Raw genomic sequence first — 20,144 nt, 5'->3', positions numbered from 1 at the left:
GGGTCGCGTTCTTCGAGCAGCGCGGCCCACGTCGGCGGCGAGCGCGCCGAGCCCGAGGTCCGCGCCCTCGATGAGAAGGTGCGCGAGGCGCGGGTGCGTGGGAAGGTCCAGCATCCGCTCGCCTCGCGGGGTGACGCGCCCGTCCTCGCTCAGCGCGTCGAGGTCGCGCAGGAGGGTGGTCGCGGCCTCCACGGCGCGGGCGGGCGGCGGGTCGGGCCACTCCAGCGCCGTCACGTCGCGTACGCCCCAGCGGGCGAGCTCCAGCACGGTCGGCGCGAGGTCCGCGTCCAGCACCTCGGGCGCGCGGGCCTCCTGCAGCAGCGCGTGCGTGCGTTCGCTCCACAGGCGGTAGGCGGTGCCGGGCGCGACGCGGCCCGCGCGGCCCGCGCGCTGCTCGGCCGCGTCGCGGGTGACGCGGGTGGTGACGAGACCCGTGAGGCCCGTCGCGGGGTCGAAGCGGGCGGTGCGCGACAGGCCCGAGTCCACGACGACGCGCACGCCCTCCAGGGTGAGGCTCGTCTCCGCGACGCTCGTGGCGAGCACCACGCGCCGACGTCCCGACGGGTCGGGCAGGATGGCGCGGCGCTGCTCCTGCGGCGGCAGGTCGCCGTAGAGGGGCAGCACGCTCACGTCCGGGTGCCGCGCGGAGAGCGCGCCCTGCGCGCGGCGGATCTCGCCCGTGCCGGGCAGGAAGGCCAGCACGTCCCCCTCGTGCCGCGAGAGCGCGTCGGTGACGGAGCGGGACACGGCCTCGGCGGGATCCCCGGTGAAGTCCGCGTTCGCGTACCTGAGCTCCACGGGGTACTGCCGTCCGGTGGCCGTCACGAGAGGTGCGTCCACGCTCAGCTTCGCGGGCAGGGCCGGGTCGAGCGTGGCGGACATGATCAGGACGCGCAGGTCGTCGCGCAGCGCGCCCTGCACCTCGCGCAGCAGCACGTACGCGAGGTCCGCGTTGAGGGACCGCTCGTGGAACTCGTCGAGGATCACGAGGCCCACCCCGGCGAGTTCCGGGTCCCGCTGGAGACGGCGCGTGAGGATGCCCTCCGTCACGACCTCCACGCGGGTGCGGGGACTCACGCGGGACTCGAAGCGCACCCGGTAGCCCGCCGTCGCGCCGACGTCCTCCCCGAGGTTCTCCGCGAGGCGCGCCGCGACGGCCCGCGCCGCGACCCGGCGTGGCTGGAGCACCACGACGGAGCGCCCGTCCAGCCACGGCTCGTTCAGGAGTTCGAGGGGCACGACGGTGCTCTTGCCCGCGCCGGGCGGGGCCTGCAGCAGCACCAGCGGGTTCGCCCTCAGCGCGGCGCGCAGGTCGGGGAGGACGTCGTGGACGGGCAGGGTCACGAGGGCAAAGATAGAGTGTTCTTTCGCCTCACGGAAATGGCCACTGAAGGTGGCCAGAAAGATGGCCATAATCTGCTATCATATGAGTATGACTTCAGCACATAGAAGGCACGTTTCCCTATCCCCTGAAGCCGCACGTTTTCTGGAGGAGTACCAGCACACTCATGACCTCCCCAACTTCAGCGCGACAGTAGAGGCGGCCGTCGAAGCGCTTCGACGGCTGGAGATCATCGAGGGATATCAAGCGTTCGCACGGGACTTTGCCGCCGACCCCGCCATGCAGGAAGAAGCGCGCCGCTGGCTGGATATCCCCATGGATGAGCAGTGAAACGGGGCGAGATCTACCTGACAGACTTCGAACCGAGTACGGCTGGAGAGCCTGCTCGTCTACGGCCTGCGGTCGTTCTAACAAATGACGACGCCAATCTATATCTTCCCCATGTCGTTGTTGCCCCTGTGACAACAAACGTTTCTAGAACCTATCCCTTCGATGTTTTGCTTTCTGCCGGAAGCTGTGGACTTCCTGAAACCAGCAAAATACAGCTGAACTATATACGCGGACTTAATCGAAGCCGACTCACCCGTTTCCTTGGCTCTCTTACACGACAACAAATAGCAGAAGTGGAATCCAAGCTCAAACATCATCTCGCACTACCCTGAACGCCGTAATTCCTACATCTCCCGTGCGCTTTTTCCGTCCCCCCCGGGATTCGTGCCGAGCATGGAGGCATGCGTGCTCCTCCCCTGCTCGCGCCCCTGCTGCGGCTCGCCGCCAGCGTCGGTCTGCTCGTGGCGTGCGTGCTGTTCGCCTCGGACTTCGTGGATCGCCTCCTGATCCGTGAGGTGGCGTCCCCGCGTCCCGACCTGCCCGTCATGGCCGTCGTGGACGGCGTGCCGGACGTGTTCGCCCTGGCGCGGCTGGGTCAGCTCGAGAAGGAGGGCCGGACCTACAGCCTGCTGATGACGCGCGCAGGAAGCGCGGCTTCCGGCGGACGTCCGGGCCTGCGTGGCGGGCGCGCACCCGACTTCCGGCTCGTCCTGCTCGTTCTCGCTGCGTCGGCTGGATGACGGACGGCAGGCGTTCCACGTGCGCACGAGCGACGATCGGCGCGCCACGGAGGGCTGGTACGTGGCGGGTCCCGGCCCGCGCGACCTGCGCTACGAGCTGCGGCGCGACACGAACTTCTCGACGGTCCTGCTGGGCTTCGCGGTGGGGCTGGGCCTGTGGGCGGTCCTCGCGGGCGCCTGCACGGTGACGTGGCGGTGGTGGCGGTCACGGCGGCGGACGCACGGCGGGCTCACCGCAGCGTGAGAACGCCCTCCGGGAGCGTGCCTAACGAACGTCCGCATTGTCGACCAGACCCCAGGACAGGCTTTCGTGAAGACGGCATCATGTTCGGAACACGCAAGCCGTGACGGAGGTCGCATGACGCAGGTGGACACGGAACAGACGGGCGGGCACCGGCCGAGGACGCTGGTGGAGAAGATCTGGGAACGGCACGTGGTGAGGCGCGCGGCGGGAGAGCCGGACCTCCTCTACGTGGACCTCCACCTCGTGCACGAGGTGACGTCCGCGCAGGCCTTCGACGGTCTGCGCGCGGCGGGAAGGCGCGTGCGCCGCCCGGACCTCACGCTCGCCACGATGGACCACAGCGTTCCGACCGAGGGCGTGGACCGGCCCTTCGACCTGCTGGAGGACCGCGTCGCGGCGCGTCAGCTCGAGGCGCTGGAGCGCAACACCGCCGAGTTCGGCATTCCCCTGATGCGCATGGGGTCGGGCGGGCAGGGCATCGTGCACGTCATCGGGCCGGAGCTCGGCGTGACGCAGCCCGGCATGACCATCGTGTGCGGCGACTCGCACACCGCCACGCACGGCGCGTTCGGCGCACTCGCCTTCGGGATCGGCACGAGCGAGGTGGAGCACGTCCTCGCCACGCAGACGCTGCCGCAGCGCCGCCCGCGCACCATGGCCGTGAACGTGGACGGCGAGCTTCCGGAGGGCGTCACCGCCAAGGACCTCATCCTGGGCATCCTGAAGCGGATCGGCACGGCGGGCGGGCGCGGGCACGTCATCGAGTACCGCGGCAGCGCCTTCCGGTCGCTCTCCATGGAGGGCCGCATGACGGTCTGCAACATGAGCATCGAGGGTGGGGCGCGCGCGGGCCTCATCGCGCCCGACGAGACAACCTTCGCGTACCTGCGGGGCCGCCCGCACGCGCCCTCCGGCGAGGCCTGGGAGCGCGCCGTGGAGGACTGGCGTTCGCTGCGCACGGACGAGGGCGCCGTCTTCGATCACGAGGTGAGCTTCCGCGCGGAGGACTTCGCGCCGTACGTGTCGTGGGGCACCACGCCCGGCCAGATCGTGGAGCTCGGCGGGGTGGTGCCGCAGCCCGAGAACGAGGGTCACGAGCGCGCGCTGGCGTACATGGACCTGCGGCCCGGCACGCGCATGCGCGACATTCCCGTGGACGTGGTGTTCCTGGGCTCGTGCACGAACAGCCGCATCGAGGACCTGCGCGCCGCGGCGGGCGTGCTGCGCGGTCGGCGCGTGAAGGAGGGCGTGCGGGCGCTGGTGGTGCCGGGCAGCATGAGCGTCCGCGAGCAGGCCGAACGCGAGGGTCTCGCGGACGTCTTCCGCGAGGCGGGCTTCGAGTGGCGCGCGGCGGGCTGCAGCATGTGTCTCGGCATGAACCCGGACATCCTGCAGCCCGGTCAGCGCTGCGCGAGCACCAGCAACCGCAACTTCGAGGGCCGTCAGGGCAGGGGGGGCCGCACGCACCTCGTGAGCCCGGTCGTGGCCGCCGCGACGGCGGTGGTGGGGCGGCTCGCGTCGCCCGCCGACCTCGTGGACGCGGGGGTGGTCGCGTGAAGCCCGTCTCCCGGGTGAGCGGAAAGGCCCTCCCGCTGGGCCGCGCGGACGTGGACACGGACCAGATCGTGCCGTCGGACGCGCTGAAGAGCATCAGCCGTGAGGGCTTCGGGCGCTTCCTGTTCTCCGAGTGGCGCGAGGACCCCGACTTCGTCCTCAACCGGCCCGAGCACGCGGGCTCGGTGGTGCTGCTGGCCGGCCCGAACTTCGGGTGCGGTAGCAGCCGCGAGCACGCGCCGTGGGCGATCCAGGACTACGGGTTCGGCGCGGTGATCGCGCCGAGCTTCGCGGACATCTTCCGCAACAACTGCGGCAAGATCGGCCTGCTGGCGGTGGAACTGCCCCAGGAGACGGTGGACGCGCTCCTGTCGCTCGTGCGCGCGGACCCCTCGGCGACCGTGACGGTGGACCTGGAGGCCCGCACGGTGAGCGCGCCGGGCGTCACGGCGTCCTTCGAGATGGACGACTTCACGCGCCGGAAGCTGCTGAGCGGTCTCGACGACATCGGCATGACCCTCACGCACGAGGCGGACATCGCGGCCTTCGAGGCGCGCCGCCCGGACCTGCTGCCCGTCACGCGCTGAGCGGACGGGCGAGGGGGCCGCTCCACGTGGAGCGGCCCCCTTTCGTGTGAACTTTCCTTGAGCGGGTCCTCGGGGGCGCGCGGCGGGGTGTCGGGTATGGTCCGCGCATGGTGACGATCGCGGACCCCATGACCGACCTCTTTCTGCTGCTGCGTCTCGTGGTGGCCGTCGTGCTGAGCGGCCTGATCGGCTGGGAGCGCGAGCTGCGCGGGCGCGGGGCGGGCCTGCGGACGCAGATGCTGGTGGGAGGCAGCGCGGCGCTCTTCGTGATCCTCGCGGAGGCGCTGGTGCTGGGCTTCGCGGGGGACGCGCCGGGCATCCGCTTCGACGTGGTGGGCGTGCTGGGCGCGGTGGTGAGCGGCGTGGCGTTTCTGGGGGCGGGCGCGATCTTCTCGTCGGAACGTCGGCAACGGCGGGGTCTGACGACGGCGGCGAGCATGCTGGCGACGGCGGCGGTGGGCGTGGCGTGCGGACTGACGCACTACGTCCTCGCGGCGGGCGCCACGGCCATCTTCCTGGTGGTGCTGCGGGTGCTGGGCCGCCTGAAGGCGGAGGTGCTGGCCGACGACGAGGAGGACTGACCTCAGGCGGTGACGGCGCGGCGTCTGATGAGGGCCGCGCCGAACACGTGCAGGAGGAGCCCGCCGAACACGAGGACCGCCCCGAGGATCTTGGGGAGGGGGAAGGTCTCGTGGAAGTACAGGGCGCTGGCGAGCAGGCCGAAGACGGGCACGAGCAGCGAGAGCGGCGCGACGCGGGCGGCGCCGTGCTGCTGGATGAGGCGGCTCCAGACGCCGAAGCCGAGGACGGTGTTGAAGTACGCCATGAACGCGACGGCGGCCCAGAAGCCCGCGCCGGACTGCGTGAGGGTGCGCCCGACGGCGTCCCAGCCTTCCGTGAGGCCCGCGAGGAGCGTGAGCGGGATGGGCGGGACGAGCGCGGACCACACGACGAGGGAGAGCATGCTGGCGCTCCCGGCGGCGCGGACGAGGAGGTTGCTGACGGCCCAGCCGAGTGCGGCGGTGAGGATGAGCCCGAGGCCGACGGCGCTGACGTGTCCACCGCCCGCGAAGCCGATGACGCCCATCCCGGCGAAGGCGAGGGTCATGCCGAGTAGGTGGTGCGGGCGCAGGGGTTCGCGCAGGAAGAGGGCGGCGAGCAGGGCGGTGAGGAAGGCCTGCGACTGGATGATGAGGGACGCGAGGCCCGCGCTGACGCCGAGCTGGATGGCGAGGTAGAGCAGGCCGAACTGGACGACGCCGACGGCGGCGCCGTACCCGACGAGGGTTCGGGTGGGGACGGCGGGGCGGGGCACGAGGAACACGGCGGGCAGCGCGGCGAGGAGGAAGCGCAGCGCGGCGACGAACAGCGGGGGCGCGTCGGTGACGGAGAGCTTGATCACGACGAAGTTGACGCCCCAGATGAAGGTGATCAGCAGGGCGAGCAGGAGGCTGCGGGCGGGCACGTCCTCCATCGTACGGCGTAGGGGGTTTATCGAACGCTAAGTACTTTTGCGGAGTCATCTGTACATCTGAGTTATTACTTGACTTTGGTGAAGTATCTGGAGTACGCTGACCCGATGACCGCTCCCGTTCCCCTTCCCACCCACGCCTACGAGGACGTCGCGAAGTTCCTGCGCGCCCTGTGGCGGTTCAACCGCGCCATAGGCCAGGAATTCGAGCCGCTCCTGCACGAGCGGCACGGCACCGACCCCCGCAGCTTCTTCATCCTCAAGAGCATCCAGGGCGGCGTGCAGTACCCCAAGGAACTCGCCGGGCACCTCAAGATTCCCGCCACGCTGCTCAGCCGCTACCTCGACGACCTGCGTCGGCGCGGCCTCATCGAACGGCACATCGACGAGCAGGACTCCCGCCGCACGCGCCTGAGCCTCACCGACGCGGGCACCGCCCTCGTCGAGGCGACGCAGCACACCGTCCACGAGGCCGTCGGCGCGCGCCTCGCCCGCCTGCGGCCCGAGCAGCTCGACGCGCTCGTCTCCGCCCTCCTCGCCCTCACCGACGAAGGAAGCCCCGCATGACCACCACCCAGAACACGACCGTCCCCGCCGCCCCCGACGCTCCGGCAGCGCCCGCCTTCACGAAGCAGGAGAAGAACATCACCCTCCTCGGCCTGATGGTGGTCTTCCTCCTCAGCGCCCTCGACCAGACCATCGTCAGCACCGCCATGCCCCGCATCATCGAGCAGCTGCACGGCCTGGAGTACTACAGCTGGGTCACCACCGCCTACCTGCTCGCCAGCACCGTCATGGTGCCCATCTACGGCAAGCTCAGCGACCTCTACGGCCGCAAGCCCATCCTCCTGGTCGGCATCGCGCTCTTCCTCATCGGCAGCATGCTGTGCGGCATGGCGGGCGAGGCCTTCCTCGGCGGCCTCTTCGGCGGCGGCATGATCCAGCTCATCGTCTTCCGGGCGCTCCAGGGGCTCGGCGGCGCCGCGCTCTTCACCAGCGCCTTCGCCATCATCGGCGACATGTTCCCGCCCGCCGAGCGCGCCAAGTTCGGCGGCCTGTTCGGCGCGGTCTTCGGGCTCTCCAGCGTCCTCGGACCCGTCATCGGCGGCTTCCTCACCGACCACGGCAGCGTCCACATGCTGGGCGCCTTCATCGAGGGCTGGCGCTGGGTGTTCTACGTCAACCTCCCGCTCGGCCTCGTCGCGCTCTTCATGATCGTCGCGAAGATGCCGCGCCTCACGCACCGCGCCAGCGGAAAGATCGATTTCCCGGGTGCGGCCCTCATCATCACCACGACGATCCCGCTGCTGCTGGCCCTCACCTGGGGCGGCACCACCTACCCGTGGGACAGCGCGCGCATCCTCGGTCTGTTCGGCGTGTCCGCCGTGAGCCTCGCGCTGCTGCTGCTCGTGGAGCGCCGCAACAGGGACGCCATCATCCCGCTGGGGCTCTTCCGCAACCCCACCTTCACCGTCGCGAACCTCGCGTCGTTCGTCATAAATATGGCGTTCATTGGCATCGTGATGTTCCTGCCGTTCTTCATGCAGACCGTGCAGGGCGTCAGCGCCACCAACTCGGGCCTCAGCATGCTGCCCCTCATGGCCGGCCTGATCCTCGCCAGCATCGTCTCCGGCAACCTCGTCGCGAAGACCGGAAAGTACAAGCCCTTCCTCGTCGGCGCGCCCATCGTCCTGATGGTCGGCGTGTTCCTCCTCACCCGCATCACGGTGGACACCACCCGCCTCGACCTCGGCTGGCGCATGTTCATCGTCGGACTCGGCCTCGGGCCCGCCATGAGCCTGTTCAACATCGCCATCCAGAACGCCGTCCCCATGAACCAAATGGGCATCGCGACGAGCAGCGCGCAGTTCTTCCGTCAGATCGGCACCACCATCGGCGCCGCCGTCTTCGGCACCCTGCTCATCAACAACCTTCAGAGCGAGCTCCCGAAGTACCTCCCGCACGTGGCGGGCATGGAGAACGCCGCGAAGAACATCAACCTCGGCGAGATGCGCGCCTCGAGCGGCAACACCGACACCGGCAAGCAGATCCACGAGGCCTTCGACAGGCAGTACGCGCAGATCGAGCGTGCCTTCGACGGGGACGCGGCGGCCACGAAGGCCCTGCTCGCCAACCCGCAGCTTCCCGCCGAGCTCAAGAAGACCCTCCAGGGTGGCGGCATCCGCGCGCAGGTCCACCAGGGCCTCGTGCAGGAGGCGAGCGGCGTGGCCCAGGCGCTGGCGGCCGGTGAGGCCGGACGTCAGGCGCTCCTGAAGAATCCCGCGACGCCCGCCGCCCTCAAGACGCAGCTTCAGGCGCTTCCCGCGCAGGCGCTCGCCACCCCGCAGGCCGCGCAGGTGACCGCGCAGCGCTTCTCGCAGGGCATCCTCGCCAGCGAGGACAGCGTCGCGAAGCAGGCCACCTCGGGCGCCCTCGTGAAGATCAGGGCGGGCTTCGACGAGCAGGCGGACAAGCTCGCGGCGCGGGTCACGAGCGGCATGAAGAAGGGCTTCACCGCCAGCGTCACGCACCTGTTCGCGACGAGCATCTGGATCGTGCTGCTCGGCTTCGTGGTGGTGCTGTTCCTCCCCGTGGTGCCCCTGCGCCAGGGAGCGGGACGTCCCGCCGCGCCCTCGGGCCACTGAAGCACACAGAGACGCGAGAACGGCCCAGGCCCGAACGGGCGGGCCGCCCCGCCCGGCGAAGACTGAAAGCTGGATTCTCAAAGCCATGAAGAAGCGGACGCCCCCACGCGTCCGCTTCTTCACGTCCGGTGAAGGCCCGCACCTCACGCCGCCCCTCGCCCGCCCGGATGATGGGCGCAGGGAGGCCGTCATGAGCGAACACGTCTACAAGATCGTGCAACTCGTCGGATCGTCACCGGACAGCATGGAGGACGCCGTGCAGCGCGCCCTCGCGCGGGCGTCGCGCACCATCCGCAACCTGAGGTGGTTCGAGGTGGTGGAGACGCGCGGGCAGGTCAAGGGAGGCAGCGTGGCGCACTGGCAGGTGACGCTCAAGGTGGGCTTCACCCTCGACGAGGACGAGGCCACGGACACCTGAATCCCGGGAGGTGAGCATGCCCTACGAACGCACCCAGGACCTGCCGCGGTCGCAGGTGGATCGATACGACGAGCACCAGAAGGAGGCGTTCCTCGCGGCGTTCAACAACGCCCTGCGCGAGTACGGCGGCGACGAGCACCGCGCGTTCGCCGTCGCGCACGCCGCCGCGAAGAAGGCCGGGGAGAAGGAACGCCGGGACCGGGAGGCCTGAGGCGCAGCAAAGGAGGAAGGGCGCGCGCCCTTCCTCCTTCCGCACGGCCCGAGCTCAGCGGTTGTGGTCGCGGTCGATCTTGCCGTCGAGCCGGTCGACGGCCTCGTCGGCGCGCTCCAGCAGACCCTCGCGGTTCGCCCCGGTGCCCGCGACGTCCACGTCACCCGTGCGGTTCACGTCGAGGACCTCGCGGCCCACGGTCTCCGTGACGGTGCGGTGCTCCGTCTCGGTGCGCTTGCCGATCTCGACCTCCTCCGCGACGTACGCCTGCTTGCGTACGTCCGCGCGTTCGGCCTCCAGGTCCACGCGGACCGTCTCGCTGGCCGCGCCGAGCGTCACGTTCCCCTCCACGGGGCGCGGGTCGACCGCGTGACGCTCGATGACGACCTCCTCGTGCTGGAGTTCCACGTTCACGTTCTGCTGGCGGTTCTCGACGTGCTTGCCGATCTCCACGCTGCCCGCGACGTAGCGGTCCTTGCCGACGTTGAGGCGCTCCTCGAGCAGCTGGAGGCGTCCGGGCGACTTGAACAGGCGGTCCGTCTCGTCGTCGTCGCGGTAGTTGTAGGTGCGCTCGGCCGTGACGGGAGCCGTCGTGGTGGCGGTGGAGACGTCGTCCGAGCCGCGCAGCACGCGCTCGTCGCTGACGGCGCTGTCGTAGTCGTACGAGCCCTGGTAGCCGTGCAGGTCACGGACCTGATCGCGGGTGAGGGTGTCGAAGTAGACGCCGTCCTCCTCCGTACGGGCGAGCCCGACGGGCACGAGGACCTCCTTGCTGCTGAACCAGCCGCCCGCGTCGATCAGCAGGTAGCGCAGGCGGCCCGTGTCGGGATCGGCGAGGGCGCTGCGGACGGTGCCGATGCGCTCCCCGTCGCTGCCGTACGCGGTGCGTCCGGTGGGGTCGTAGACGTCGTTGCCGGTGAGGTCGAGGTTGCGTTCGCGGGCCAGGTCGTGCAGCGGAATGAGTTCCTTCATGGTGCGTCCTCCGTGGTGTGGTGTGTCGATCGTTCTGATGGTTCGCGCTGTGCACGTGGGGAGGCTGAGGAGAAGGCGAAGACCCTGAGGACGTGGAGGTTTTCTTTGCGCGCCGTGAATCGTGTCCCATCGTGCGGACAACCCCCGTTTATGTCCTCCTCAAGCTCGTCAGGTGGTCGGGACGGAGGATCGGGAGGAAAGAAGCCACGTTCCACGGAGGAGACATCATGACCAACCGAACTCGCGCCACACTGCTCGCCCTCACGCTCTCGCTCACCCCGGTCGCGTTCGCCCAGACGGACGACACCACCACCGGCACCACCGACACCACCACGACCACCACGAACGACAACAACGACCGGGGCTTCCCCTGGGGCCTGCTGGGCCTGCTGGGCCTCGCCGGGCTGCTGCCGAAGCGCCGCGAGACGGTCGTCGTGGACGACCGCGCCCGCACCTCCACGACCCGCTGAACCCACACGCTCTCCCCTTCTCAGGAGGTTCCCCATGTCGAAGACCACCCGCGTCACCCTGCTGGCCCTGACCCTCTCGCTCGCTCCCGTCGCGTTCGCGCAGACGGACGACACCACGACCGGCACCACGGACACCACCACGGGCACGACCGACACGACCACCGGCACGACCGACGACACGACCGGCACCGCCGGGACGGACGCCACGACGGGCACCGCCACGAACTCCGACGCCGCCACGACCAACACGACGGACAACAACGACCGCGGCACGGACTGGGGCTGGCTGGGCCTGCTGGGCCTCGCGGGCCTCGCCGGACTGCGACGCCCCGCCCCGACCGTGGTGGTGCCCGACAACAACACGACGACCGCCCGCCGCTGAAGCAGGCCGAAGACAAAGGAAAACCCCCACCTCTCGGTGGGGGTTCTGTCTGGTGGGTCGTGTAGGAATCGAACCTACAACCCGCTGATTAAGAGTCAGCTGCTCTGCCAATTGAGCTAACGACCCTGGCAGCGAAAAGAATTCTAGAGGGGGTTCGGCGATCTGTCAAGCCCCCGCTAGAGGCCCGCGAGGATCACGATCAGGAGGCCCACGAGACCCAGCAGGCCGCGCGCCCGGCGACGCCGCAGTTTCCCCGCGCCCCACGCGGCGAGACCCGCGCCCACGAGGGGCCACGCGAGGCGCAGGACGCGCCGCGCCGGGGACGGCTCGAAGGTGACCTCCCCGCCCAGGTACGCCGACAGGGCCTCCTCGTGCGGGCGCGGCGCGGGTGGCGGGCGGTCCTGCGGGGGCAGGTGCAGGTCGGCGGAGATCACGGCCGTGCGGTACGCGTTCTCGCGCGGGTGTCCGCTGCGGGGCGCGAGCTCCCGCCCGGCCTCGCGCAGACGGTCGAGGTCACTCCCCTCCTCTACCCAGGGCACGAGCCGCAGGAAGCCCGCTCGGGGCGTCGTCATGACGTACCCGCGCGGCTCGGGCGCCTCCTCGTCGGGGGCGGTGATGGCGCTCTGCCCGTCGAAGGCGACTTCGAAGAGGTTGCCGACCACCATCGGGTTCACGGCGTAGCGCAAGGTCGGGGAGGCTCGTACGGCCCGCCACGCACTGTCGAGCCACGCGACGGGCTGATCGCGCCCGGTGGGCGGCTCGTGCTCCTCGTCCGTCCAGGGGCTGCCGTTCGCGTCGGGTTGCAGCATGACGGTGGCGCCCCCCCGCGAGATCCGGTCGATCACGTCGTCCCGGAACGCGTCGAGGCTCGTGGCGACCGCGAGGTCACCGACGGGCGTGGGGTACACGCGCAGGTCCTCCAGCCGTCCGGGGCTGAGGTCCAGCCCGGTGGGGCCCTCTGGCGTCGTGAGGTGCACCTTGTCGGCCGTTCCGACGAGCGACCCGTCCGGCGCGAGGATCACGGCGTGGTTGTACACCTCGCCCCCGTCGGGTACGAGCCGCCCGCCGCTGGGGCGGAAGTGCGGCAGGGGCGCCGTGCCGCACGCGAGGTACACCCCGAACTCCCGCGCGAGGTCCCGGCACGCGCCGAGGTACGGCTGCGCCACACGGTCCATCGAGGGCCAGCTGAAGCGCCCGCGCGGGACTCACTCGGCGCCCCACGACCTCCAGCACCACCTCCGGCAGGTGCCGCGCCACGAGCAGCGCGAGCGCCGACGTGAAGGTCGGCGCTCGCCGCGCGACGGTCGCGCCGCGCAGCAGGAGCGGCAGGCCGTTGAGTTCCGTCAGCACCACGAGGTTCGGGTGCTCACGCGACAGATGCGGCCGGGCCGCCTCCAGCTGCGCGCGCAACCACGCCCGGAACGTCGCCTCGCTGCGAAAGTCCTGGACGCTCCAGCGGGGCTGCACCGCCACGGCACGCACCGTACGCGCGCCCGTCGAACCTTCGGAGGTGGCCGTCATGGGAGTCAGCATAGACGAGGGCGGCCCGGCACTCATGGCCGGGCCGCCCCCGCGTCTCTGTCTGAATGAGGTGGCCGTCCGCGTTTGGCGTCGTACGCTCGCGGACGGCCGCTCGCTCATGCCTGGGGCATGAGCGCGTCTCTACATGAATCGAGTGGCCGTCCAGCCTTTGCCGTCGTACGGACCGGGGCGGCCCGGTCCTTATGCCGTGGCCGCCCCCGCGTCTCTACAACTTAGCGGACGATGCGCTGGCCGCGGCGGATGCCGAGCCTGTCCGTCAGGGCGATGTAGCCCTCGTAGTCGGTGCGCTCCAGGTACTTCAGCAGGCGGCGGCGCTGACCGTTGAGGAGCTGCAGGCCGCGCTGGCCGTGCTTGTCCTTGCGGTTCTCGCCGAGGTGACGGCTGAGGTTGTTGATGCGCTCCGTGAGGATCGCGATCTGGACGGTGGTGCTGCCGGTGTCACCGCTGGTGGTGGCGTAGTTCTGGATGACTTCGGCCTTCTTGGACTTGTCGGGCATGGTTGTACCTCTCGTGTTGGATGTCCCGCTTCGGCAAGCCACGCAAGTCGCGTACCCTCCGGGCGGCCCGTCAGTCTAGCACGGCTTTCCCGGACCTGGCAAAGAGGCGGATCGGGAGGGAACTTGACAAAGCGGCGACGTCGCCCTATCCTTTTCTTCGCGTTGAGCGCACCTTGCTGGGGTGGCGGAATTGGTAGACGCACTAGCTTGAGGGGCTAGCGCCGCGAGGCGTGTGGGTTCAAGTCCCATCTCCAGCACCAGAGAGAAGACGGAGCTTCGGCTCCGTCTTCTGTTTTTGCCTTCCGTTCCGGGTCAGCGCGGCTCCGCGGGTTCGGGCCCGGAGTCCTCGAAGTCGCCCGGGCAGAGCTGGTTGTCGGGGCGGGCGCAGTCGCGGCGCTGCACCTGCGCGGTGAGGGCGAAGCGCGCGAGGGCCCGTCCGGTGAACAGGTGATCGCGGCCCGCGACGCTCTCGTGGCAGGAGCGGCAGTCCGCGAGGTTCGCGTCCAGCTGCGCGCCGGAGGCGAGGTCGAAACGGGCGCTCGCCCAGGGGCGCGGGTCGCCGGGACGGTCCGTGCTCTTCTGCATCACGTCCAGCGTTCCCGTGGGCCGGTCCGGCACGAGGTGCCCGTCCGCGCCGAGCAGGGGCGCGCCCCGGACGTCGCGGCGGGCCCGCCAGGTTTCGAGCACGACGGTCGTGCCGACCGGGAGGGATTCGCCGCGCCTCGCGGCGTCCAGGGCGCCCGGCGTGACGTACACGAAGCGCACGACGCCCCCGGGGCGGTCCACGACGGCGTAGCGGCTGAGGCGCTCGCGGTAGCTCGCCGGGAAGGGCAGGCGCAGCGGCGAGCCGGTCGGCGGCGCGGGCAGGCGCGGCGGGCCGCCCGCGACGCTCGCGAGGGTCAGCGCCGTCAGCAGCAGGGGCGGCAGGGCGCGCACGTTGGACCTCCTTTCCCCGGAGGTGTCCCGGTGCCCTACTGTACTCCGCGCGGCATGAAGGCCGTCCAGGGCGGTCTTGACGGGACGATCACCACGAAATCACCTCGTGGCGCGATCATGGGAGTGTCCCCACAGGCCACCCCCCTACGGACGGATGCCGGCGCCTCCGGCGTCGGCGTCCGCCCCGAAGCGATGGGTCGCTTCACGTCAAGGGACGGGCTCACGGCGCGCGTTCTGCCCTCACCGTAGAATGGCCGTATATGACCGCGCCCGACCATCACATCCACACGCCGGACGGCAGCTGCTGCGCTCCCAGAAAATTCGCGCACCTGCACCAGCACACGCAGTACTCCCTTCTGGACGGCGCGGCGAAGCTCAAGGACCTCCTGAAGTGGGTGAAGGAGGTCACGCCGAACGACCCGGCCTGCGCCATCACGGACCACGGCAACATGCACGGCGCCGTGCACTTCTACAACTACGCGGTCTCCATGGGCGTGAAGCCCATCATCGGGTACGAGGCGTACGTCGCGGCGGGCTCGCGGCACGACCGCAAGCCCGGCGAGAGCGGCGAGAAGGGCACCTTCCACCTCACGCTGCTCGCGCGGGACTTCGAGGGCTACCAGAACCTGTGCCGCCTGTCGAGCGCCGGGTACCTGGAGGGCTACTACTACAAGCCCCGCATCGACCGGGAGCTCCTCGCGCAGCACAGCAAGGGGGTCATCGCGCTGTCGGGCTGCCTGGGCGCGGAGGTACCGCAGTTCATCATGCAGGACCGGCTGGAGCAGGCGCGCGAGCGGCTGCTGTGGTACCAGAGCGTCTTCCGCGACAACTACTTCATCGAGGTGCAGGACCACGGCCTTCCGGAGGACAAGAAGGTCATGGAGGTGCTGCGTCGGTGGGCGCAGGAGTTCGGGATCGGCATGGTCGCCACGAACGACGGGCACTACGTGAAGAAGGAGGACGCGCTCGCGCACGAGACGCTCCTCGCGATCCAGACGAAGGCGACCATGGCGGACGAGAAGCGCTTCAAGTTCCCCTGCGACGAGTTCTACGTCAAGAGCCTGGAGGAGATGCAGGCGTCCATGCCGGTGGACGTGTGGGGCGAGGAGCCCTTCGACAACACCGCGCACGTCGCGAGCCTGTGCAACGTGGACCTGCCGGTCGGGAAGAAGCGCGTCTACCAGATGCCCGCCCTGCCGATTCCCGAGGGCCGCACGATGGCCGAGGAGCTTCGCGTGCAGACGTACCGCGGGGCCGTGAAGCGCTACGCGCGCCACCTGACGGAGGCGTTCGTGCGGATGTACGCGGCGCGCTCGTGGGAGCGTGCGCGCGACGGGAAGTCCCTGCGCGCGGCGTACGAGGCGATCTACACCCCGAAGATCGACGGTGAGAAGTTCTCGGCGGAGAAGTTCGACGCCATCGATTTCAACGCGCCGGGCCGGGAGCTCGCGCGGCGCCTCCCGGACTTCGATCCCGCCTCGGCGGACCTGGAGACGCTCTACACGGCGCTGGCGTTCATGGGCAGCGTATGGGAGGAGCTCGGGAAGGCCTGCGGGGAGAAGTACACGAAGTACCCCGCGCTAGAGGAGCTCGAGGCGCAGGAGGACGGCTCGCTCGACGGGATGGATACGGCCACGTACGCGCACGCGCTCGTCCTGATCCGCCGCGCGGAGTACGAGCTCTCCGTCATCAACAACATGGGCTTCCCGGACTACTTCCTGATCGTCGCGGACTACATCAACTGGGCGAAGGACCAGGGGATCAGCGTGGGGCCGGGACGCGGGTCGGGCGCCGGGTCCCTGGTGGCGTACGCGATCCGCATCACGAACCTCGACCCGCTGGAGTACGAGTTGCTCTTCGAGCGCTTCCTCAACCCGGACCGCATCAGCATGCCGGACTTCGACATCGACTTCAGCGACGCGCGCCGTGAGGAGGTCATCCAGTACGTGCGCCGCAAGTACGGCGACGACAAGGTCGCGCAGATCGCGACCTTCGGGACGATGGCGTCCAAGGCGTGCCTGAAGGACGTGGCGCGCGTCATGAGCCTCCCGTACGGCGACGTGGACAAGGTCAGCAAGCTCATTCCGATCAAGTTCGGCAAGAGCTACTCGCTGGAGGAGGCGCGCGAGAGCGTCCCCGACATCCAGGAGATGCTCAAGGCGAATGCACAGCTCGCGGAGGCGTACGACTTCGCGCAGAAGCTCGAGGGCCTCACGCGGCACGCGTCGGTGCACGCGGCGGGCGTCGTGATCGGCAAGACGCAGCTCACGGACCTCGTGCCCCTGATGCGCGACACGAGCGGCGAGGGCGTCGTCTGCCAGTACGACATGAAGGCCGTGGAGGACATCGGCCTGATCAAGATGGACTTCCTGGGGCTGCGCACGCTGTCCTTCCTGGAGGAGGCGCACCGCATCCTGAAGGAGTCCAAGGGCCTCACGGTGGACTTCGACGACATCCCCCTCGACGACGAGCGCACCTTCGAGCTGCTGTCGCGCGGCGACACGAAGGGCGTGTTCCAGCTCGAAGGGGCGGGCATCGCGGACGCGAGCCGCCGCCTCAAGCCGCGCCGCCTCGCGGACATCATCGCGCTCTCCGCGCTGTACCGCCCCGGCCCGATGGAGAACATCCCGACGTACGTGCGCCGCCACCACGGTCAGGAGGAGGTGGACTACGTCAAGGACGGCTTCCCGAACAGCGAGCAGTGGCTGACGAAGATCCTCAAGGAGACGTACGGCATTCCCGTGTACCAGGAGCAGATCATGCAGATCGCGTCCGAGGTGGCGGGCTACTCGCTGGGCGGCGCGGACCTGCTGCGCCGCGCGATGGGCAAGAAGGACGCGGAGGAGATGAAGCGTCAGCGTCAGCTGTTCATCACGGGCAGCAAGGGCAACGGCGTCCCGCAGGACGAGGCGAGCCGACTGTTCGACCTGCTGGAGGCCTTCGCGAACTACGGCTTCAACAAGTCGCACTCCGCCGCGTACGGCGTGATCACGTACCAGACGGCGTGGCTGAAGGCGAACCACCCGGTGGAGTTCATGGCGGCGCTGCTCACGGTGGAGCGGCGCGACTCGGACAAGGTCTCGGAGTACGTCAGCGACGCCCGCAAGATGGGCGTGCGGGTGCTGCCGCCCGACATCAACCGCTCCGGCGCGGACTTCCGCGTGGCGGGCGAGGAGATCCTGTTCGGCCTGTACGCCATCAAGGGACTCGGGGAGAACGCCGTCCTGAAGATCCTCGACGAGCGCACGCGTGGCGGGCGCTTCGTGAGCCTCGCGGACTTCTGCCGCCGCGTGGACAGCAAGACCTGCAACCGCAAGGGCCTGGAGGCGCTCGTGAAGTCCGGCGCGTTCGACGCGTTCGGGGAGCGTCAGCAGCTCCTCGCGAGCCTGGAGGAGGCCGTCGCGTGGGCGCAGGGCGCGGCGAGCCTGATGAACAGCGGCATGGACGCGCTGTTCGGCGCGGCGGAGGTGGCGCCCGAACCGAAGCTGCGCGCGGGCGTGACGCCCCTGACGGAGCTGGAGAAGCTGTCGCTGGAGAAGGACTCGCTGGGCCTGTACATCAGCGGGCACCCGCTGGAGCAGTACGAGGGTCTGCGTGAGGCGGCGAGCTGCCGCATCGCGGACCTGGAGACGTGGTTCTTCGCGCAGAACCCGAAGGGACGCGTGCGGGCGGTGCTGGCGGGCATGGTGGAGAGCGTCGTGAAGAAGCCCACCAAGTCGGGCGGGATGATGGCGCGCTTCAACCTCGCGGACGAGAGCGCCACCATCGAGCTCGTGGCGTTCAGCCGGGCGTACGAGCGGATGCAGGAGAAGCTCGTGAACGACACGCCTGCCCTCGTGATCGTGGAGCTCGAAAGCGAGGACGGCGGTCTGCGCGCCATCGCGGAGGAGCTCGTCCCGGCGGGCGCGCTGGAGAGCATCCCGAAGGTGATGTACGTGAACATCGACCTCGACGTGGCGTCGAAGGAGGACCTCAGCGAGTTCCAGTCGTACGTGGACGAGCACGCGGGGAGCCTCCCGACGTACTTCAAGTTCGTGTCGGGCGACCAGTTCGTGGTGTACCAACTCGACAAGGCGGTGGGGAGCAGCGAGACGATCCGCGTCGTGAACGGCACCTTCCACTGGGCGCAGGCGTACCTCGCGTACGACAACGCCACGATCCTCGCGCGGTTCGCGCCGCAGAAGCCCGCGTGGCAGCAGCGTCAGCAGCAGGCGCGGCCCATGCAGGCCTGAGGGGAGGCGCGCCGTGACGGGCCCGTCCTCTCCCGCGGACCTCGTGATGTCCGCGAACACCACCAACAGCCTCATCCACCTGTACCGGGGCGAGGTGGGCCGCATGACGGCGTACCGCGTGCGGCTCGACCTCACGACGAACTGGGCGGTGATCACGACGGCGGGCCTGGTGGGCTACGCGTTCAGCCCGCAGGGTTTCCACGCGGTGATGATCGCGGCGATGGTCGCGAACTACTTCTTCCTGCACGTGGAGGCGCGGCGCTTCCGGGCCTTCGAGGTGTCGCACCTGCGCGTGCGGATCCTGGAGCGCTTCTTCTGGCGCGAGGCGCTCGGGGAGGCCGAGGCGAACGGGGACTGGCGCCCCTACCTCATCGCGGACCTCGCGAAGTCGCACCTGCCGCTCGATCGTCTGCAGGCGATCGGGTGGCGGCTGCGGCACAACTACCTGTGGATCTACGCGGCGGACCTCATCGCGTGGGTGACGAAGCTCAACGCGTCGCAGTCCCCGTCGGATCAGGGCTGGGGCGCGTTCGTGAACGCCGCGGCGATCGAGACGATCCCGGGGTGGGCGGTGATGAGCTTCGTGGGGGCGCTGTACGCGGCGCTGCTGGTGCTGGCGTGGCGCGCGCCGTCGTACCCGCTGGAGATGGACTGAGGAGGGTTGTCATCCTGTCCAGACAGGCTGCTGCTATCCTCGGGGAACCTTGCTCCGCGATCACCTGCACGCCCCCGATCACGACGCGCTCGAACGGTTCCTGCGCACGCACCTCGCGTCGCGCGAGTGTCTCGTGCAGATCGCGGGCGAGTGCGAGATCCTCTACGCCGGCCGCGCCACGAGCGTCGCGGACGCCGGGAACTATCTCGTGCTGGTCAAGTGCGACGGGAGCCTGCAGGTGCACGGCCCCCGCGGCGTGAAGCCCGTCAACTGGCAGCCCCGCACGGACGAACTTCACGTCGCCGTGGAGGACGGCCGCGTCGTGCTGACCGCGCTGCGCCACAACCCCTCGGAGATGGTCCGCGTGATGTTCCTCGAAGCGGCCGTCGCGAGCGCCCTCGACCTCAAGGAGGAGGCGGGCTTCGTCCTGACCGGCACGGAGGCGCAGATGCAGGAGGCGCTCGCGCGGCACCCGGACCTCATCGAGGACGGCCTGACCCTCCTCGACCGGGAGCTGCTCGTCGGGGTGGGCGGCGTGGACCTCTACGCGCGCGACGCGGCGGGCCGCTTCGTGGTGGTGGAGCTCAAGCGCGGCAAGGCCACGCACGACGCGGTGCATCAGCTCGCGCGGTACGTGGAGGCCGTGCGGACGCAGGTGCCGGGCGAGGTGCGCGGCATCCTCGCGGCGCCCGCCGTGACGCTCCCGGCGCGGACGCAGCTCGAACGGCTCGGGCTGGAGTTCCGCGAGGTGCAGGCACTCCCCGCCCCGCCCGCGGTCGAGGCGCAGCCCGGCCTGTTCTAGGAGGGAATGAGGAAGCGGGAGGCCCTGGGGCCTCCCGCTGTCCGTACGCGTGTTACTCGTCGCGCTTCTTGCCGCCGAAGCCGTGGTCGCGGCGCGCGCGGGGGCGGAACTCGC

Annotated in this window: 22 protein-coding genes and 2 tRNA genes; 17 read left to right on the top strand and 7 right to left on the bottom strand. The window is 69.9% G+C overall.

From position 1 onward, the window contains the following. On the bottom strand, positions 1-1,344 hold a 1,344-nt coding region (gene hrpB, locus DEIPI_RS28810; RefSeq protein ID WP_245588519.1), incomplete at its 3' end, for an ATP-dependent helicase HrpB. 88 nt (positions 1,345-1,432) lie between these two features. Between hrpB and DEIPI_RS0105660 the strand changes: the two genes are divergently transcribed. The 7 genes from DEIPI_RS0105660 to DEIPI_RS0105635 all read left to right on the top strand — a co-directional run bounded on the left by DEIPI_RS0105660 (position 1,433) and on the right by DEIPI_RS0105635 (position 5,378). Continuing rightward, a complete protein-coding gene (locus DEIPI_RS0105660) occupies positions 1,433-1,672 on the top strand; it encodes a hypothetical protein (protein WP_157463473.1) in 240 nt (79 codons plus the stop codon). Next, positions 1,669-2,004, top strand: coding sequence for a type II toxin-antitoxin system PemK/MazF family toxin (locus tag DEIPI_RS42185; protein ID WP_084473986.1), 336 nt, complete (start codon positions 1,669-1,671; stop codon positions 2,002-2,004). The genes DEIPI_RS0105660 and DEIPI_RS42185 overlap by 4 nt, the downstream gene beginning before the upstream one ends. A gap of 69 nt (positions 2,005-2,073) precedes the next feature. After that, on the top strand, positions 2,074-2,412 hold the full coding sequence (locus DEIPI_RS0105655) for a hypothetical protein (RefSeq protein WP_027481151.1): 339 nt from the start codon (positions 2,074-2,076) through the stop codon (positions 2,410-2,412). A 19-nt stretch (positions 2,413-2,431) separates the two neighbouring features. Further along, positions 2,432-2,656, top strand: coding sequence for a hypothetical protein (locus DEIPI_RS0105650; protein WP_027481150.1), 225 nt, complete (start codon positions 2,432-2,434; stop codon positions 2,654-2,656). A gap of 114 nt (positions 2,657-2,770) precedes the next feature. Then, positions 2,771-4,213 carry a 3-isopropylmalate dehydratase large subunit gene (gene leuC, locus DEIPI_RS0105645; RefSeq protein ID WP_045233698.1) on the top strand — a complete coding sequence of 481 codons (1,443 nt, stop codon included), beginning with the start codon at positions 2,771-2,773 and terminating at the stop codon, positions 4,211-4,213. Beyond that, complete coding sequence (gene leuD / locus DEIPI_RS0105640; protein WP_027481148.1) at positions 4,210-4,797, top strand: 3-isopropylmalate dehydratase small subunit; 588 nt, start codon at positions 4,210-4,212, stop codon at positions 4,795-4,797. The genes leuC and leuD overlap by 4 nt, the downstream gene beginning before the upstream one ends. Positions 4,798-4,925: 128 nt before the next feature. Beyond that, the gene (locus DEIPI_RS0105635; protein WP_245588518.1) at positions 4,926-5,378 is read left to right on the top strand and encodes an MgtC/SapB family protein; all 453 of its coding nucleotides are present in this window, start codon (positions 4,926-4,928) and stop codon (positions 5,376-5,378) included. Positions 5,379-5,380: 2 nt separating this feature from the next. On the opposite strand, the gene DEIPI_RS0105630 is transcribed toward DEIPI_RS0105635, so the two are convergent. Beyond that, the gene (locus DEIPI_RS0105630; RefSeq protein WP_027481146.1) at positions 5,381-6,262 is read right to left on the bottom strand and encodes an EamA family transporter; all 882 of its coding nucleotides are present in this window, start codon (positions 6,260-6,262) and stop codon (positions 5,381-5,383) included. Positions 6,263-6,376: 114 nt separating this feature from the next. Here DEIPI_RS0105630 and DEIPI_RS0105625 point away from each other — a divergent pair, with 114 nt between their 5' ends. The 4 genes from DEIPI_RS0105625 to DEIPI_RS0105610 all read left to right on the top strand — a co-directional run bounded on the left by DEIPI_RS0105625 (position 6,377) and on the right by DEIPI_RS0105610 (position 9,542). After that, complete coding sequence (locus tag DEIPI_RS0105625) at positions 6,377-6,835, top strand: MarR family winged helix-turn-helix transcriptional regulator (protein WP_027481145.1); 459 nt, start codon at positions 6,377-6,379, stop codon at positions 6,833-6,835. Beyond that, positions 6,832-8,913 (top strand): MDR family MFS transporter, encoded by a 2,082-nt coding sequence (locus tag DEIPI_RS0105620; RefSeq protein WP_027481144.1) that lies wholly within the window; start codon positions 6,832-6,834, stop codon positions 8,911-8,913. Before DEIPI_RS0105625 ends, DEIPI_RS0105620 begins: the two co-directional genes overlap by 4 nt. Before the next feature lie 85 nt (positions 8,914-8,998). Further along, a complete protein-coding gene (locus DEIPI_RS0105615; RefSeq protein WP_245588517.1) occupies positions 8,999-9,331 on the top strand; it encodes a dodecin in 333 nt (110 codons plus the stop codon). A gap of 16 nt (positions 9,332-9,347) precedes the next feature. Next, a complete protein-coding gene (locus DEIPI_RS0105610) occupies positions 9,348-9,542 on the top strand; it encodes a ChaB family protein (RefSeq protein WP_027481142.1) in 195 nt (64 codons plus the stop codon). Between the two features lie 54 nt (positions 9,543-9,596). Here the strand turns inward: DEIPI_RS0105610 and DEIPI_RS28805 are convergent, their stop codons facing one another. Then, complete coding sequence (locus DEIPI_RS28805) at positions 9,597-10,514, bottom strand: PRC and DUF2382 domain-containing protein (RefSeq protein ID WP_045233695.1); 918 nt, start codon at positions 10,512-10,514, stop codon at positions 9,597-9,599. Between the two features lie 227 nt (positions 10,515-10,741). On the opposite strand from DEIPI_RS28805, the gene DEIPI_RS28800 reads away from it, so the two are divergent. Then, positions 10,742-10,984, top strand: coding sequence for a WGxxGxxG family protein (locus DEIPI_RS28800; protein ID WP_045233694.1), 243 nt, complete (start codon positions 10,742-10,744; stop codon positions 10,982-10,984). Between the two features lie 34 nt (positions 10,985-11,018). Next, positions 11,019-11,366: a WGxxGxxG family protein gene (locus DEIPI_RS0105595; RefSeq protein WP_027481141.1), complete on the top strand. Its 348-nt coding sequence runs from the start codon at positions 11,019-11,021 to the stop codon at positions 11,364-11,366. A gap of 50 nt (positions 11,367-11,416) precedes the next feature. Here the strand turns inward: DEIPI_RS0105595 and DEIPI_RS0105590 are convergent. The 3 genes from DEIPI_RS0105590 to rpsO all read right to left on the bottom strand — a co-directional run bounded on the left by DEIPI_RS0105590 (position 11,417) and on the right by rpsO (position 13,405). Next, positions 11,417-11,492: transfer RNA gene (locus DEIPI_RS0105590), tRNA-Lys, on the bottom strand. A gap of 50 nt (positions 11,493-11,542) precedes the next feature. Next, complete coding sequence (locus tag DEIPI_RS28795; protein WP_245588516.1) at positions 11,543-12,532, bottom strand: nitrilase-related carbon-nitrogen hydrolase; 990 nt, start codon at positions 12,530-12,532, stop codon at positions 11,543-11,545. A 588-nt stretch (positions 12,533-13,120) separates the two neighbouring features. Then, positions 13,121-13,405, bottom strand: a complete 285-nt coding sequence (gene rpsO / locus DEIPI_RS0105580) for a 30S ribosomal protein S15 (RefSeq protein WP_027481140.1) — start codon at positions 13,403-13,405, stop codon at positions 13,121-13,123. A gap of 175 nt (positions 13,406-13,580) precedes the next feature. On the opposite strand from rpsO, the gene DEIPI_RS0105575 reads away from it, so the two are divergent. After that, a tRNA-Leu gene (locus DEIPI_RS0105575) sits at positions 13,581-13,665 on the top strand. A 52-nt stretch (positions 13,666-13,717) separates the two neighbouring features. Here DEIPI_RS0105575 and DEIPI_RS0105570 read toward each other — a convergent pair. Continuing rightward, positions 13,718-14,341, bottom strand: coding sequence for a cytochrome P460 family protein (locus DEIPI_RS0105570; RefSeq protein WP_027481139.1), 624 nt, complete (start codon positions 14,339-14,341; stop codon positions 13,718-13,720). Positions 14,342-14,601: 260 nt separating this feature from the next. Between DEIPI_RS0105570 and dnaE the strand changes: the two genes are divergently transcribed. Genes dnaE through nucS form a run of 3 tightly spaced genes read left to right on the top strand, consistent with a single transcriptional unit; the run spans position 14,602 to position 20,030 of the window. Next, positions 14,602-18,573, top strand: coding sequence for a DNA polymerase III subunit alpha (gene dnaE / locus DEIPI_RS0105565; protein ID WP_027481138.1), 3,972 nt, complete (start codon positions 14,602-14,604; stop codon positions 18,571-18,573). A gap of 13 nt (positions 18,574-18,586) precedes the next feature. Then, positions 18,587-19,228 carry a DUF2270 domain-containing protein gene (locus tag DEIPI_RS0105560; RefSeq protein WP_027481137.1) on the top strand — a complete coding sequence of 214 codons (642 nt, stop codon included), beginning with the start codon at positions 18,587-18,589 and terminating at the stop codon, positions 19,226-19,228. Between the two features lie 49 nt (positions 19,229-19,277). Further along, positions 19,278-20,030: an endonuclease NucS gene (gene nucS / locus DEIPI_RS0105555; protein ID WP_027481136.1), complete on the top strand. Its 753-nt coding sequence runs from the start codon at positions 19,278-19,280 to the stop codon at positions 20,028-20,030. Positions 20,031-20,144: the final 114 nt, after the last annotated feature.

It is taken from the genome of Deinococcus pimensis DSM 21231, from assembly GCF_000519345.1.
Lineage (GTDB): Bacteria > Deinococcota > Deinococci > Deinococcales > Deinococcaceae > Deinococcus_A > Deinococcus_A pimensis.
The sequence above is the reverse complement of the archived record's forward strand: the minus strand, read 5'-3'. Positions and strand labels throughout refer to the sequence as shown.

What these genes read in the sequence shown, in the direction of transcription:
- DEIPI_RS0105660 (WP_157463473.1), top strand. Translation starts at nt 1,433, where the DNA reads ATGACTTCAGCACATAGAAGGCACGTTTCCCTATCCCCTGAAGCCGCA.
- DEIPI_RS0105655 (WP_027481151.1), top strand. Translation starts at nt 2,074, where the DNA reads ATGCGTGCTCCTCCCCTGCTCGCGCCCCTGCTGCGGCTCGCCGCCAGC.
- leuC (WP_045233698.1), top strand. Translation starts at nt 2,771, where the DNA reads ATGACGCAGGTGGACACGGAACAGACGGGCGGGCACCGGCCGAGGACG.
- DEIPI_RS0105635 (WP_245588518.1), top strand. Translation starts at nt 4,926, where the DNA reads ATGACCGACCTCTTTCTGCTGCTGCGTCTCGTGGTGGCCGTCGTGCTG.
- DEIPI_RS0105625 (WP_027481145.1), top strand. Translation starts at nt 6,377, where the DNA reads ATGACCGCTCCCGTTCCCCTTCCCACCCACGCCTACGAGGACGTCGCG.
- DEIPI_RS0105620 (WP_027481144.1), top strand. Translation starts at nt 6,832, where the DNA reads ATGACCACCACCCAGAACACGACCGTCCCCGCCGCCCCCGACGCTCCG.
- DEIPI_RS0105615 (WP_245588517.1), top strand. Translation starts at nt 8,999, where the DNA reads ATGAAGAAGCGGACGCCCCCACGCGTCCGCTTCTTCACGTCCGGTGAA.
- DEIPI_RS0105610 (WP_027481142.1), top strand. Translation starts at nt 9,348, where the DNA reads ATGCCCTACGAACGCACCCAGGACCTGCCGCGGTCGCAGGTGGATCGA.
- DEIPI_RS28805 (WP_045233695.1), bottom strand. Translation starts at nt 10,514, where the DNA reads ATGAAGGAACTCATTCCGCTGCACGACCTGGCCCGCGAACGCAACCTC.
- DEIPI_RS28800 (WP_045233694.1), top strand. Translation starts at nt 10,742, where the DNA reads ATGACCAACCGAACTCGCGCCACACTGCTCGCCCTCACGCTCTCGCTC.
- DEIPI_RS0105595 (WP_027481141.1), top strand. Translation starts at nt 11,019, where the DNA reads ATGTCGAAGACCACCCGCGTCACCCTGCTGGCCCTGACCCTCTCGCTC.
- rpsO (WP_027481140.1), bottom strand. Translation starts at nt 13,405, where the DNA reads ATGCCCGACAAGTCCAAGAAGGCCGAAGTCATCCAGAACTACGCCACC.
- dnaE (WP_027481138.1), top strand. Translation starts at nt 14,602, where the DNA reads ATGACCGCGCCCGACCATCACATCCACACGCCGGACGGCAGCTGCTGC.